The 14621-nt window shown below is 36.7% G+C and carries 15 protein-coding genes; 6 read left to right on the top strand and 9 right to left on the bottom strand.

Features of this window, described 5'->3' with window-relative positions:
* The first annotated feature begins 29 nt into the window (after window positions 1-29).
* The gene (locus AC5WOC_RS11165; RefSeq protein WP_496055498.1) at window positions 30-1319 is read left to right on the top strand and encodes a hypothetical protein; all 1290 of its coding nucleotides are present in this window, start codon (window positions 30-32) and stop codon (window positions 1317-1319) included.
* A 224-nt stretch (window positions 1320-1543) separates the two neighbouring features.
* A complete protein-coding gene (locus AC5WOC_RS11170; protein ID WP_496055499.1) occupies window positions 1544-1897 on the top strand; it encodes a L,D-transpeptidase in 354 nt (117 codons plus the stop codon).
* Between the two features lie 10 nt (window positions 1898-1907).
* On the opposite strand, the gene AC5WOC_RS11175 is transcribed toward AC5WOC_RS11170, so the two are convergent.
* The 9 genes from AC5WOC_RS11175 to yycF all read right to left on the bottom strand — a co-directional run bounded on the left by AC5WOC_RS11175 (window position 1908) and on the right by yycF (window position 9911).
* Complete coding sequence (locus tag AC5WOC_RS11175) at window positions 1908-2339, bottom strand: nucleotidyltransferase domain-containing protein (RefSeq protein ID WP_496055500.1); 432 nt, start codon at window positions 2337-2339, stop codon at window positions 1908-1910.
* A gap of 56 nt (window positions 2340-2395) precedes the next feature.
* Complete coding sequence (gene rlmH / locus AC5WOC_RS11180; protein ID WP_496055501.1) at window positions 2396-2857, bottom strand: 23S rRNA (pseudouridine(1915)-N(3))-methyltransferase RlmH; 462 nt, start codon at window positions 2855-2857, stop codon at window positions 2396-2398.
* Window positions 2847-3023 carry a CxxH/CxxC protein gene (locus AC5WOC_RS11185; protein WP_496055502.1) on the bottom strand — a complete coding sequence of 59 codons (177 nt, stop codon included), beginning with the start codon at window positions 3021-3023 and terminating at the stop codon, window positions 2847-2849. The genes rlmH and AC5WOC_RS11185 overlap by 11 nt, the downstream gene beginning before the upstream one ends.
* Before the next feature lie 67 nt (window positions 3024-3090).
* Window positions 3091-4272: a S1C family serine protease gene (locus AC5WOC_RS11190; RefSeq protein ID WP_496055836.1), complete on the bottom strand. Its 1182-nt coding sequence runs from the start codon at window positions 4270-4272 to the stop codon at window positions 3091-3093.
* A gap of 137 nt (window positions 4273-4409) precedes the next feature.
* On the bottom strand, window positions 4410-5225 hold the full coding sequence (locus tag AC5WOC_RS11195; RefSeq protein ID WP_496055503.1) for an MBL fold metallo-hydrolase: 816 nt from the start codon (window positions 5223-5225) through the stop codon (window positions 4410-4412).
* Between the two features lie 27 nt (window positions 5226-5252).
* On the bottom strand, window positions 5253-5996 hold the full coding sequence (yycI, locus tag AC5WOC_RS11200; RefSeq protein WP_496055504.1) for a two-component system regulatory protein YycI: 744 nt from the start codon (window positions 5994-5996) through the stop codon (window positions 5253-5255).
* Window positions 5996-7381, bottom strand: a complete 1386-nt coding sequence (gene yycH, locus AC5WOC_RS11205; protein ID WP_496055505.1) for a two-component system activity regulator YycH — start codon at window positions 7379-7381, stop codon at window positions 5996-5998. Before yycH ends, yycI begins: the two co-directional genes overlap by 1 nt.
* Complete coding sequence (locus AC5WOC_RS11210; protein ID WP_496055506.1) at window positions 7350-9188, bottom strand: ATP-binding protein; 1839 nt, start codon at window positions 9186-9188, stop codon at window positions 7350-7352. The genes yycH and AC5WOC_RS11210 overlap by 32 nt, the downstream gene beginning before the upstream one ends.
* Window positions 9189-9194: 6 nt before the next feature.
* Window positions 9195-9911: a response regulator YycF gene (gene yycF, locus AC5WOC_RS11215; RefSeq protein ID WP_496055507.1), complete on the bottom strand. Its 717-nt coding sequence runs from the start codon at window positions 9909-9911 to the stop codon at window positions 9195-9197.
* A 305-nt stretch (window positions 9912-10216) separates the two neighbouring features.
* Between yycF and AC5WOC_RS11220 the strand changes: the two genes are divergently transcribed.
* The 4 genes from AC5WOC_RS11220 (at window position 10217) to AC5WOC_RS11235 (ending at window position 14378) form a co-directional block, all read left to right on the top strand.
* Complete coding sequence (locus AC5WOC_RS11220; RefSeq protein WP_496055508.1) at window positions 10217-10969, top strand: YheC/YheD family protein; 753 nt, start codon at window positions 10217-10219, stop codon at window positions 10967-10969.
* 257 nt (window positions 10970-11226) lie between these two features.
* Entirely contained in the window at window positions 11227-11799 is a 573-nt protein-coding gene (locus AC5WOC_RS11225; RefSeq protein WP_496055509.1) for a hypothetical protein, read from the top strand.
* A 339-nt stretch (window positions 11800-12138) separates the two neighbouring features.
* A complete protein-coding gene (locus AC5WOC_RS11230; RefSeq protein WP_496055510.1) occupies window positions 12139-13866 on the top strand; it encodes a sensor histidine kinase in 1728 nt (575 codons plus the stop codon).
* 17 nt (window positions 13867-13883) lie between these two features.
* A complete protein-coding gene (locus tag AC5WOC_RS11235) occupies window positions 13884-14378 on the top strand; it encodes a YwhD family protein (protein ID WP_496055511.1) in 495 nt (164 codons plus the stop codon).
* The last annotated feature ends 243 nt before the right edge of the window (window positions 14379-14621 follow it).

Consider the following 14621-nt stretch of genomic DNA (forward strand, 5'->3'; position numbering starts at 1 on the left):
TGAGCTTATTTAATAAGGAGAGTTATTGTTTGAAGCGAATATCACATAGAGATGGGACTTTTGTGTTAGATGCAAATCAAGTTCGTTATGAATTGCCGCTTTCGAAAGTACATATACATAGTTATCAAGAATATAGCGAAGCAGTACCAGATATTGAAAGTGCTGCTCCCTTTACATTTGAAAATCACATAGAAGACAATCTGTTTCGTATTTTTTTTGAAATTGATCCTGGTTATTTTCCTTTAGAAAAATTTCGTTTGGAAAAGTCGATATCCGAGATTATTCATCAGTTATTATTTATTGGACAGTATTTTGAGCGACAGAGCCAAGTCTTTACTTTTTTTCATCCTATAAATATGATAGTAGGTCCCAGCCATGATGTAAAAGTTTTGTTTCGTGGAGTGCATGGGTTGCTTCCTTATCAGGAAGAAAACTCTATTCTCACAGAAGTAAAACAACTAATATATTATTTATTATCCTCAGTCTCATTTGGTGAGATCAAACGATTAAATAACGAAGCATGGACAAAGTTACATCCAGCATTTGCTCCCGTCGCAAAAAAAATAATGAAGGCTTCGACATGGAGAGAGCTGGAAAAGTTAGATTACTCTCATACAATAGAAGTAGAAGAAACAACCTCTTCGAAGGTAAGCAGATCATTTTTTTCAAAAATAAAAAAGCCCAAAAATGAACCAAAAAGGAATACATCCATCCAAAAGATGAAAAAAAAGGGCATCTCTATTCAACCAAAATGGATTGCGATCTCTCTTGGTGTTCTCGCGCTTTTGACTCCATATCTCTTGCCGGAACAAAAAATAAATCATGCTGAACCGGTAGAGAATCAAGTACAACTACAGGCCAAAGCGTTAGAAAATGGCATTCATTTTGCTGCCATGGGAAAATACAAAGAAGCAGCTGCAGAATTTAAACATGTTCCATTTTCAATTGTACCCAAAAAAGACCGCCAAGTGGTCTTGTATACCTATTTACAAACGGAGCAGTTGCAATATGCTCTTGATCTCGATCCGAGTTATGCTGAAAGTATTGTACATTTTGCGGAAGAAGAGCAAAAATGGGATCAGCTTTTAGCTTTAAAGAGCAATTCGCCAATTATTATTTTTGAACAAGCAATTATAAAGAAAGACTATCATACAGTTCTTCGCTTGCAAGATAGTGTAGCAATTACACTGCGTAGAGGCAAAGCAATTGTGCGTGCATATATGCAAAATGGAGAAAAAGAAAAAGCGATGGAATTTGCGCATCAAACCAATCAGCCGAAAATTATTGCATATGCAAAACTGAAAACGGGAATGAAATGAGTTTTTGGAAGAATGTCAGGCGAAAGAAGATGATTTTCTGATTTTATAGAACAGAATTTTTTTATGAATGGATATACCCTCCTGACCGAAGGGGTGAATATCCTTTTTTTATAATGATCCTGATAATTTTAGGAAAATGTTATTCTGCTCATACTGGGTTTGCTGTTGCTTTATTCACACTCTCTTTCTTCCATCCATAAACTAATGGAAAAAGGGGTGAAACGATGCCCAATATTGATATATCCTTATCCAAGAGAAAATTATTTCTATACAATGGACATAACTTAATTAAAAGTTATCCCATTGGAATCGGGAAAATGCTTACACGTACGCCGATTGGCAACTATGTCATTATCAACAAAGTTCCATATCCATACAGTCATCCAGGCGGTAGATTAAGTCCTTTTGGAACGTTATGGATGGGGTTATCTCGTCCTCACTATGGCATCCATGGAACAAACCGCCCATCCTCTATCGGAAAAATGGTCTCACATGGTTGTGTTCGTATGTATAACAAAGATGTAGAAGATTTAGGGAGGAGAGTGAAAATTGGAACTCCTGTGACCATTCATCCATAAAAATAATGGTCTATTTTTCTTTGAATATTTCATCATTATTTAGAAACATTGTTATATTGTAAAATATATTCTCTTTTTCTATTAAGATCTTAAAACCATTTTTCACTACATTTATTGTTCCTTCATCAATTGGCTTTTTAACCCATTGGTCTGTTACAACTCCATATTCTACTTCTAATCCATTATTATAAAAAACTCTTAGAGAGGTCAAAATACCCCATAATTCATGTTTGCTACTCTCAATAATACCGAAATGAAAGTTGTCTTTAATGGTCTCTAAAGTTAAGTTTACATTCGTAGAAATAATCGTTAAATCCACATCTGATTTTGCGTGAAAATCACCCCTTGCCAATGAGCCGACAACCGCCACACCTTTTATATGGGTTTGTTGGTCAGCCCATTCTTTAAAATTTCTCAAAAATAAATTTGCCTTTTCTTCCATTGCAAAACCGCCTTTTCATCATTTTATGAAGCAGAATAAGAGATGGAATAGGAGCTTTATTTATGATAATTTTCGCCGCGAATGATCTTAAATGCCCGATAAATTTGCTCCAATAAAAAGACACGCATGAGCTGGTGGGGAAAGGTCATTTTTGAAAAGGAAATTTGCAAATCTGCCTGCTTGATTATTCCATCTGATAATCCATCTGAGCCGCCAATGATAAAGGTTAGATGGCTATTTCCATAGGTACCGAGGTCGTTTATTTTTTCGGCAAATTGCTCAGAAGTAAAGCTTTTACCCTTGATTGCTAAGGCGATTACAAAAGTATCATTTGTCATTTTCTTTTGTATTCTTTCTGCTTCTTTTTGTTTGCATATTGCAGGCGGTCCTTTTTTTTCTTCATCGATTTCTATGATAGTTACTTTGCTGTATGCTTGTAACCTTTTTAAGTACTCTTGACAAGCTTCACGTAAATATTTTTCTTTCAAATTACCAACTGCTATTAAATTAATCTGCAATGTCTTCTTCCCCTTCTTGTAAAAGCACGTAGGAAGCATGCTTTTTACACCAATTACAAGCTTTTTTATTGGAAATATGAAGTAGCTCCAAAGTAGGAGCCACTTCATATTCGTCAATAAAATCTTCCATTACAAAATCCAAATGTTCATCACATGCGTATAACATCTAAATTACCTCCCATCGAAAAATGCTTCGCAAATGAATGCGAAGCATTTATTTAAACAATAGATTATTAGGAACTAGGTCCTTCGGCAAGCGTTACCGTAACAGATGTTTTTTGTCCATTTCGATATAGATTGAGTGTAACTTTGTCGCCGATTTTCTTTGTGTACAAATACTTGCGTAACTCAGAGCTATTGGCAACTGCTTTTCCATCAAGTGCTACTATTACGTCACGTGATTTTACACCAGCTTTTGCTGCAGGTGTATTGCTGTCTACGGTTTTTACCAGTACACCATTCTGTACAGTAGTAGGTAATTTCAGTTCATTCCAAACAGATGGCAGCATTTCTTGTAAGTCATATAATTGTACACCAAGATAAGGTCTAGGTACTTTCCCTTTGCTGATTAATTGTTGAATAATTGGTTTTGCATCGTTACTAGGGATTGCAAAACCAAGGCCCTCCACTCCACTCTCAGCAATTTTTAAACTATTGATACCAATTACTTGTCCTGCAACATTAACAAGGGCTCCCCCGCTGTTCCCTGGGTTAATTGCTGCGTCTGTCTGGATCACATCAGTGGCATTGGTTTCGGAAACATCAATGGTACGTTTTGGCGAACTGATAACCCCAACGGTAACGGACTGAGAAAATTGTGGTCCGAGTGGATTACCGATCGCGATCGCAGGTTCCCCAGCTTGTAATGATTCTGAGTCTCCAAATTGAGCAACCTCTGTCACTCCTGCTGAAGGAATTTGCAGTACTGCTAAATCAGTTATCTGATCATATCCCAAAACAGTTGCCTGCACCGTTTTGGATTTATCATTGCTCAATGGAACAACTACTTGTACTTTTTTGTTACCTTCAATCACATGGAAGTTGGTAACAACTAAAGCTTTATCTCCATTTTTTTCAAAAATAATTCCTGAGCCTGTTCCTTGTTTTACATTTTCACTGCTAAAGGGATCGTCAGAACTTCCTATATTCTCTACTCCAACGACAGCTGAACGAACTTTATTTACTGCATCCGTAATCTGCGAGTTGACTTTTACACTGGTCGTTTTGGTATTGGCAAATTGTTCGCTTGCTTGTTGTTGTTCCGTGTTTTGAAAATATCCTTGTTTGCTTAACAGTGGTACAAACAGCAAGGTAATCAATCCGCCGATTATTGCGGAGACGAGACTTAAGAAAATATAGGAACGACGCCGCGGCCGTCCATTGTTATAGTAGTTGTCATTGCTATAATACCCCATCATACATATCCTCCTGGAGAACACTGAGTAAAAAGATCATGTACATGCTAGCATAAATACTGGAGATGTACCTTTGATCTTTTGCTATTCATTACTTACCTACAAAGTATTTGAAACTACATGATAGAATATGCAATTTACACACTGGTTATTGCTGTTTGTATTTTTACTTCTTGTAGAGATGTTGCTCGATCAGGATATGTTTCTCGAAGTTTGATATCAGTACCTACCATAAGCCCTGCATCTTCTAATGCATTTTTTACAGTTAAATGTGCTAATTCAAGTAAATTATTATCCTGACTTAAGTGTGCAAGATAAACTTGTTCTCCCACACCACGTACAATTTCCAAAAGAGCAGCAGCTGAGTCTTCATTTGATAGATGCCCTGTATCACCAAGAATTCTGCGTTTTACATTCCAAGGATATGTTCCCATTCTGAGCATATTCACATCGTGATTGCTTTCCCAAATCAAACTATCGATTCCATCCAATGAACGAATGATTTTTTCATTTACATAACCCAAGTCAGTTACAATAGCGAGAGATTCATCCTTTTTGTAAAAGCGAAATCCAATAGGTTCTGCTGCATCATGGGAGATGGCTATTGATTCAATTCCAATATCGTCAATTGCCAGCGATGCCCCTGTCTCTAAAAAATGCAGAAGAGTAGAAGGAATATCTCCAACACTCGACGGCAAGTGTTGATATGTTGCTTCATTTAGGTATATTGGTAGCTGGTATCTTCTTGCCATGACACCCAGTCCTTTTACATGATCGATGTGTTCATGGGTTACTAAAATCGCAGTAAGGTTTTCTGGATTCACTCCGATCTGTGCAAGACGAGCATTCAGCTGTTTTCCACTCAATCCAGCATCGATAAGTAACCTAGTGTCCTCTGTTTCTATGTAAAGGGCGTTTCCAGAGCTACCACTTGCTAATACACTAAACTTCACAATAATATTCCTTCTCTCGTCTTTGTTTTATTTGACTACCTCTACATTTTTTATAGAGCCGTAACTGATTGCGTGAACATCATATTCCTTTTTATCCAATTGAATACGCCAAACTGGGATAAAGAAATAGGTTTGATTATTGTAAAATTGAGTTTGATATCCCAGCTGAATTTTTTTAATGTGTTGTGTTTTGTTACTGGCGGCATAGTTGATCAAATTGTAGAGAGCCGTATTAAAATCAGTAACTGTAGCAACATTTGATGTTTCTTGTAAATTGTAGTGAGTCATATACAATGACTTAATTTGATTTTTGGCAACTTCTACTTCTACTCTACCATCATAGATTGGTCGTTGATCAATATGTTGTACAAATACCCATTTCCCTGTCATTTTGCCAGGGCGTAATAGGAGTTTGTACTCAGAAAAGAATGGTACTTCTTTCAATAAGGTTCGATTTAATTGATTCGCGTCTTTTACAGGGAATGTGCCTGTTGCAAATCTCTTTTGATAGCCATGTTCTAGTTGCTGCCAACCGACTATTTTCGAAGGGGTTCCTTGCCAAATTTTTAGTTCATCTACATCTTTTGGTCTTGGTACATCAAGTTCGATTTTGTTATCTGTTAATAAACTCTTGATTTGTGTGTTGCTGATCTTATCCACTGCTAAAGATGCATTTTTTTGTTCCATTGTTTGCTGGATTTGAAACATCAAAAATAAATTAACCAATATGAAGGCGGTGATCAGGTAAGTTTGGGCTCGCTGCCAGTCCATTAAGCCCCACCTCCGATCTGAATCGATTCCCCATTGGTTTTTTCAATGTGCCAGCAAGGGGTTAATTGGACTTCTCCACGTTTTGTATACTCTGCTTGATAGATTGGGTAAATACGCTTGATAACGGATAATGGAATTTGTTTATTGGTTAGTTGAGCCAAAATTTCTTCTTTACCTGGAAGTTTTACAGATTCCTGTTGTTTCGGGTTTTTTGCTAAATAGTTGAGTGATCGCACATATTTGGAAACAGCATTAAAACTAGAACCAGCCTGCAATTGTATCGTATCAAGATGTGGATATTTGTTATCACCTTCCCAATAGACAGGTAAAGACTGGCTGAGCAGACGGAATGTATAAAGATGAGAGTTTTCTTGCTTGGATACGGTATCCAGTACATAGTTTCCAGTCCATCCATGATGTTTGGACATGAATTTGCTATTGATCATATCTATTTCCGTACTAACCGCATTAACTGTGGTTCCATCTGTTCTAGCATTGTCTGTATAAACCATATACGATTGTTGTTTGTAAAAGGTTAAGATTTGGTTGTTATCCATAAAAACTGATTCATTTTTTGATAGATCGATTGGTTCGATTTGATCTCCTTGAAATAACCATTCTTTTATACTGTCAATGCTGATCGTTTGTTTATTATAGAGTGTTTTATTTATGGAGATATTTTGATCAGGTAAATATAAAATTCGAGAAAAAGGTATATTTTGGTTGGTTTTATCCCATGGGTTTTTGCTGTTGGTTGGGATAGCATCCATTTTCATTAGATTTTTTGTTTTATTGATATTCGTCTGTATTTCCGTCCAATCGCCAGCAGAAAGATTACTTTTTGCCTGAATCACTTTTCCGTCTTGATCCGATATGAACCAGACATTGATTTTTTGGTCGTTTGGATTTTGGTAAATCCAAACTCGGCTGATGGAAGAAAGACCTTTAAAAAGTGGTTCGTTATTAAGAAAATGGTAAAAGAAAGCGTCTAGTTGATCTACTTGCATATCTTGGAAAAAGGACAGCTCCAGCCCAGTAGACTGTAAGAACAACATATTCCAATCTTCTGTTGTCGGAGATACCAGTTCGAAGTTATCCAGCTTCATACCATGAGCATCATGAATCAGTTGTGAAAAGAGTTTGCTGTTTTGTTGTGTTATCAACTGATGTTGTCCACGGTTGTGTGAAATGAGAAAAGGTGGAGCAGTCAGTTGATATAAATTTTTGGCTACATAATTGTCTTTTGCAACATAGGGTGCAGGGATATAGTCTACGTTTTGTTCATCATAAGATGGAGTACTATACCATAATACTGCTGTTAAAATGATGCTGGAAATAACAAGTACAGCCAGACTAATGGTTTTTATTCGGTTGATCAGTTCCATTAGCCTCACTCCTTATAGGTAAAGTAAAAAAGACCGTTGTTCCGTGTTGGAATTCACTTTCAATCCATATTTTCCCGTTATGAGAATGGATTATTTCCTGGGCAATAGAAAGTCCTAATCCTGTCCCGCCCAGTGTTCTCGAACGAGCCTTATCTACACGATAAAATCTTTCAAATAACCTGTTTAGATCCTGTTTTGGTATACCTAGTCCTGTATCGGCGATGGACACTTGCACATGGTCCTCATCATATCGTATTGCTTTAATAGAGATAGATCCATGTGCAGAAGTGTATTTAACCGCATTAGAAATTACGTTGTCCAGAACCTGATCCAGCTTATCTTTATCCACCTTAACAGTTGGCAGCTCATCTTCTATGGAAAGATTCAGCTGGATATCTTTTTGCTTACATGTCATAGTAAATCTTTCATAAGCTGGTTTTAATAAGTTTTCTATCGATATTATTTTCTTTTCAAAATAAGATTCTCTCGCATCCAAACGAGACAATTGCAGTAAGTCGCTAATCAACCGAGCCATCCGTTCGGCTTCTGTATCTGCTACATTTAAAAAATGCGTTGCAATTTCGTGATCGTGAATAGCACCATCTTTAAGCGCTTCTAGATAGCTTTTTATTGTTGTTAAAGGAGTACGTAACTCATGGGATACATTGGCTACAAAATCTTTCCTCTGTCGATCTAATTTTTCTTCCTCTGTCACATCACTCAGTACCGCTATAAGACCAACTGGTTCCTTCTCACGACTTTTGATCGGGGTAAAAGTAGCCTTGATCATCATAAATGCATGTGGGTCATTTGGATGAAGTTCGATATATTCTTCATGTACTTGTTTAAATGGAAACGAGATTTTTTCTTCTGTTGGTAATATATCTTTTAATTTATCCCCAAGGGATATATCTTGTCCTAACATTTCTTCAACCCATCTGTTTTTTACGATGATATTTCCTTTATGGTCTGTTGCCAGTACGCCGTCACTCATATTCGATAATACGGTTTCTAGTTTCTCCCGCTCTTCTTCATTTTGAGAAAGTGCCCGTCTTAAATGTGCTGCTAAGTAATTAAATGATCGGGCTAATCGTCCTATTTCATCATCGCTTTTGACAGCAACCTGCTGGTTAAAATCACCTGCTGCCATCGCTGTAGCTTGTTTTGTTATTTCCTTCAATGGTGTGGTAATCGTTCGTGACAAAAGGACGATTAGTATCGCAGTCGCAACCAATGTTACTAAAGATGATTTTAAAAGTAATTCCCCTATTTTACGTGTTTTTTGATATATCGGATCAAGCGAAGCTTCAATATATATCGTACCAATTCGTTGGTGATTTCCATTTTCCAATTGTTTTACATAAGTTTGATAATCTCTTCCAGTCGCTCGATCCCGACGAATAAAGGTAGAGTCGAGTTTGCCGGTTGCATTTTGTGCACGTAAATTTTTCTTTCCTATATTCTTGGAATTTTCAGCGCTGGAACTTAAAACATATCCTGACTCATCTAATATTTCTATTTCTACTGTAGTAGTTGTTCCAGTTTTGGTGTTGAGATAGACCAATTGTTTTAATAATTTGTCAAGTACAGTCTTGGTTTCGCTTGGAGATTTGTTTTCTTCTAATACTGGTGTCATTTGAGAATTTAATAGATCAGCTTGGGAACGAAGGCTACTTATAAAATCCTCTGAGTAGAACTTTTGTAAGGAATTGATAAAAGTTACTCCTATCAATTGGACAGAAATCAGGATGAGTAACGAGAAAATAACAACTAATTTCCATTGTAGGTTTTTAAATACTTGAGACATAACAAGTTAATGCTCCGATTGTGGGTTTCGCATCGTATAACCGATACCGCGTCTTGTAATGATATAGCTGGGTGCTCCTGGATCATCTTCGATTTTTTCTCTTAACCTACGAATGGTTACATCGACGGTCCTTACATCTCCAAAATAATCATATCCCCAAACGGACTGTAACAAGTGTTCCCGAGTTAAAACTTGGTTTAAATGTTTGGATAAGTAGAGCAGCAGTTCAAATTCGCGATGTGTTAAATCGATCGTTTTCTCTCGTTTTTTTACAACAAAGCTAGTGCTGTCGATAGCAAGGTCACCAATAGCGAGAATATTTTTATCCGGCAGTTGTGTGACTAATTTATCTTCTGATTGTTTGCTTCTCCGTAGATTTGCTTTCACCCTTGCCAATAGTTCTCGGTTACTAAAAGGCTTTGTGACATAATCATCTGCGCCCATTTCCAGCCCGATTACTTTATCTACTTCCGAATCTTTTGCTGTGAGCATAATAATAGGAAGATCGGAAACTTGTCTCACTCTTCGACAGACCTCAATCCCATCTGATCCTGGAAGCATCAAATCCAATAACATGAGATCTGGAGGATTAGCCAAAGCAGTTTCGATTGCTTCATCACCATCATGCACACAATTTACTTCATAACCTTCTTTTTGAAGGTTAAATTTTATAATATCAGCAATTGGTTTTTCATCTTCTACTACTAAAATCTTTGCATTCAAACATACCCACTCCCGTAATACAGATAAAGCTATTTTCGCATAATTGCACGGAGGAAAACAACTTATGTCACATGATCGAATTTTTTTGTTGAAAAGATAGTACAAAAAGAAGAGGAAAACGGAAGTTAGCCTGATACATTCATAAAATAAAGCAGTAATCTGCCTCCTTATCAATTTGTTTACTTGATATAAGCAGAAGACATGTTACTGGTACATGTATGCCTTTTTGTTTGTTCTTAACGTAAAAAATGGGCTGGCTACCTTATCGAAAGGCGAATAGGATAGTTTATAGAGGAGGAAGGTGTATGCGAGTGAAAAAGAGAGCATTTCAAGAAATTGCCAGTAAAGGGTTAAAAAACATCATTTTAGAACAGGATGAACAACTAAAACCTTATCTTCCCAAAACTTCTTGGTTTAAAGAAGATGCTTTGTCAGCAATGCTGAAACAGTATGGGACTGTCTTTATCAAACCGGATAAAGGCGGTGGGGGAGTTGGGATTATTCGCGTGAAGATACTTAAAAACGGGCTGGTTGAGTGTAAAAGTTTAAAAAGGCGTAAGATTATCCCGCTAAATCAGCTGATGTCACTCATCCAGTCTTCTCTGCTTCCAGAAAAACGATATTTGATTCAACAAGGGATACCATTAGCTACACTCCATGGTCGACCTTTTGATATACGGCTTATGTTACAGCGTACAGACAAAAAGTGGGATTTAACCGGAATAGCAGCAAAAATAGCAGCTCCTGGTAAAATAGTAACCAATTTTTGTAAAGGCGGACAGCCGCATCAAGCGAGTGATGCGGTTCGTCGAGTTTGTGGTTTGACAGAAGCACCCAAAAAAATGCATGAATTGAGTAAGATGGCTTACCGTGTAGCAGATGTCCTATCCAGAAGGTTTAAGGGACTTCGTGAATTAGGCATTGATGCAGGAATGGATAATAACGGACAAATATGGATATTTGAAGTGAATACGAGACCGACCTATGGAATGTTCCGCAAGTTAAAAGATTTGAAAATGTATTACAAAATAAGAAGAAATAGAAAATTGATTGTATAATTGGTTTAATTTTTCCATTTATGGGTATCAAATGTTCGTATCTTTGCTGTTGTAACATAAAATTAACATGCGAAAAGCATGTTTTTTTCATTATCGAGCATATACGAGCTTATTCGACAAAGTATTCTGTTGACGCAGACTATTGGATACTGCTACCATAATTATTAATTCAAAGTAATTTAACAAATTTAATTGTTTAGCATTTAAGTTTGTTAAATTAGATTAAGACCAAAATTTTGAATAAAGGTGTGTTGACTATGTCATCGATTACAGTTGGGGTATATCTAGGTAAGAAAGATCGTTTGGTTCGTTATTGGTACGAAATTTTACCAAAAGGCCAATTCCCAATGTTGGTAAAATATTGCATTCAATCCTATCTTCGTAACAATTATTTTCCATTACAATCCATTTGTGATCCACGTATGTTGAAAGAACAAATTCAAACCAAAAGTGACTATGTTCCTACACAGCGCAATGTGACGTTCACTCCTGATGATGGTCCAGTTTATCAGTGGATTAAAAACCTAGAAAGCGGTTACCGTAGTGAGGAAATTAAGAATATTCTAAAAGAAACAGTTGTCCATACTCTTTTACAGGATCAACAGTTATTTGTACCGCGTCATGTTGGACAAGCAGCATATGTCAATGAACCACAAGCAATGTATGCCTATGGCGATGATGCGCAAAAATTAACACTCCTCAAAAGGGATCAGATTGCTGTAGAAGAAGCATATCCAATGTGGGAAAAACCTTCTAATCAAACAGATGCAGAAAAAAAAGAGGTACGTGATGAGAAAGGATTTACTCATCTAGTCAATTATATGGGTTAAGGGTATATGTATCCCCTACGTGCTTTTCCCATTTATGAGGAAAAGTATTTTTTTTTTGCCTAAAAAGATAAGAGAAAAATTAAACATACATAATTACTTCTATTGTTTATACAATGACTTATAACATATTTGTTAATAAATGTCCTTGAATAGAATAGGAATGTGACAATGAATTATTATTTTTTTGCTATAATCTTAAAATATCTCGAAATTTGATAGGTTTTGTCGAAAAACCAGCAAATAGGAGGATTTTTAGAAGAAAAAGTGGAAAGAAATTGAAATACCACTTCTGATTAAAAATAATAATTTAATGTTATAGAGAGAATAGGAGGACGAAACTTGCGAGAAGATTGTCAACGTTTTTATACTCGTTACCTCTATCATATTTTTGACCCATTGTATATCAGTCATCCTCTTTTATATAGTACTATCCTTGCAGTTTCTATTATTTTGTTAACTTGTTTACTGCTCCTGAATAATAAAGTCATTGCCAAAATGCCAAGGTACTTTTATATGTCTTGTGTTCTTCTTGTGGTAGCTTTAATTGATACTTTATCAATGAAGTTATCAATTTTCCCTGTCTACTTAATTGTTTTTGGTATTGTGTTGGTTCGTTCTGATCGAGAGCGTATTAGTGTCATGACTTTATTATTTACTGGAGTTTATCTGGGATTAAAAGTATCTACATCTTGGTATTCCAGTCAAAACTATGACATGATTGCCAAGTTTATCACGTTTTCATTGGTTAGTTGGATTGGCAGTAAGGTTCGACAATCATTTCAAGAACTGCGCATGATACGTGGAAAAAACTTGCATTTAGTCAATAAGTTGAAGGAAGCGCAGCATCGTTTATGGGATTATAATGACGAGATTGAAGAAACATATCGCCGTGATTATTTAACAGGTTTATATAACCTTGGTGGATTTCAAGAACAAGTTCATCGTGGACTAGAAAAATGCTGTAATCATGAGGCATATCATGTAATCAGTATCGATCTTACTGATTTCAAACGGGTTAACATGAAAGAAGGAATAGAGTTTGGTGATCAATTGCTCATCCGGCTAGGATCACTGCTCAAGAAGTATTTACCGCCATATGTTCATCTTGCGCGTTACGATGGAGACCAATTTGCAATTGGTTTACTTGCGGATAACAAAGATCTGCGAAATGTTTTGCAGTCGATTGATATTGTAATGGAAGAACTGCGCAATCAACTTCCATACTTGCGTTATTGTATTGGTACTGCAACATATCCTGAGGATGCGAGAAACTCAGACGAATTGATCCGTCGAGCAGAAGAAAGGCTTGCTATTGAGCAAAGAAGAGTTCGCCACAACGAAGAAGAGAAAAGACGCCATTTGGAGAAACTTTCAGCAGTTGGGCAATTGGCAGCGGGGTTAGCCCATGAAATTCGCAATCCACTCACTTCTATACGAGGATTTGTACAGATCTCAGCAAAAGAATCAAAAGAAGTAAAGAAATGGGAGTCAATCATTTTACCAGAAATTGATCGAATCAATGATTTATTAAAACAATTCCTCAATCTCAGTGAAATCCGACCGACAAAATATTCGACTTTTTCATTGGATCAGTTGATGAATGATGTCTTTAGTTTAATGGAGCCAAAAGCTATTTTGATGGGACATGAATTAACTTGTATCCCGCCGAAATCGCCAGTAAATATGGAAGCGGATAGTGAACAACTCAAACAAGTGCTTATCAATTTGATACAAAATGGTTTGGATGCATTGGTGGCCAAAGGAAGGGTAGAGCTGAGTTGGAAAGAAATGCGGGATAGGGTGTGCATTCATATTCACGATAGTGGAGAAGGAATAAAACCAGAGAATATGAATCGAATTTTTGATCCATTTTTTACAACAAAAGATGAAGGAACTGGAATGGGATTATCTATTTGCCATCGCATTATTATGGATCATGGCGGCCAGATTCATATGACGAGTTTACCGAGCCGAGGTACAACTTTCCATATCCATATTCCTAAAGCTTTACAAGATTCCTCTTGTATGAAAGCGGATTTAGAGGCTAATCTAGAGATTAGTAGCTAGATAGGAGAGGATCAAAAATGGATGAGAAAAAACAAAAGCCTCAGTTCCAGATTTTAGCTGGAAAATCAACTACTCATGGTGCATACCATACAGGTGTCCTAAACCTGAGTAATCTGTCAGCACTATGGTTGAATAAAGAACAAGCGAAAATTGACTTAGGTCTAATTCATGCCAAAAGTGCTCTGGAACGCGGCATAAAGTTTACTACTAATCGAGAAGAAGTAGATGGAGATTTATATTGGGTAGTCTGGGTGGCAGTGGATCGTAATGAAAATGGACCCTACTATGCAGGAATAGCGGTTTGCCCAATGGTAGTAAACAAAGAGACACGACGCGGCTGGAAAAATCTCGCTCAGCATGTAAATAGAATGGATGACGCTTTAAAACGTAAATTGCGCATAGAGGAATTAGATTCAGATGAGAAATATCAATTAAAACATTTTCTCATACAGCATGATGAGAAGATGTGGGAAAATAGTTCAGAGGATTTAAAGGGGATGCTGGAACAGTAATAAATGCATGGCCAAACATTTATAACATTGCGAGCGAGAAAACCCACGGTTTAAATCGTGGGATGAAAGCGAGCATTGAACGAGGGTAAGGAATTTTCCTTCACTAGTTCAACCTTTGGAAAAAAGCAAGTTTACAAACAAACATTCCCATGGTAATATAGTATAGTCGTGACAGACGAAAACCAAGTTTGCTCGCGGCAAAGAAGAAATCAACAAACATAAACCGTGGGGCGCACGGGGTTA

This window comes from Shimazuella sp. NTD247, from assembly GCF_059510415.1.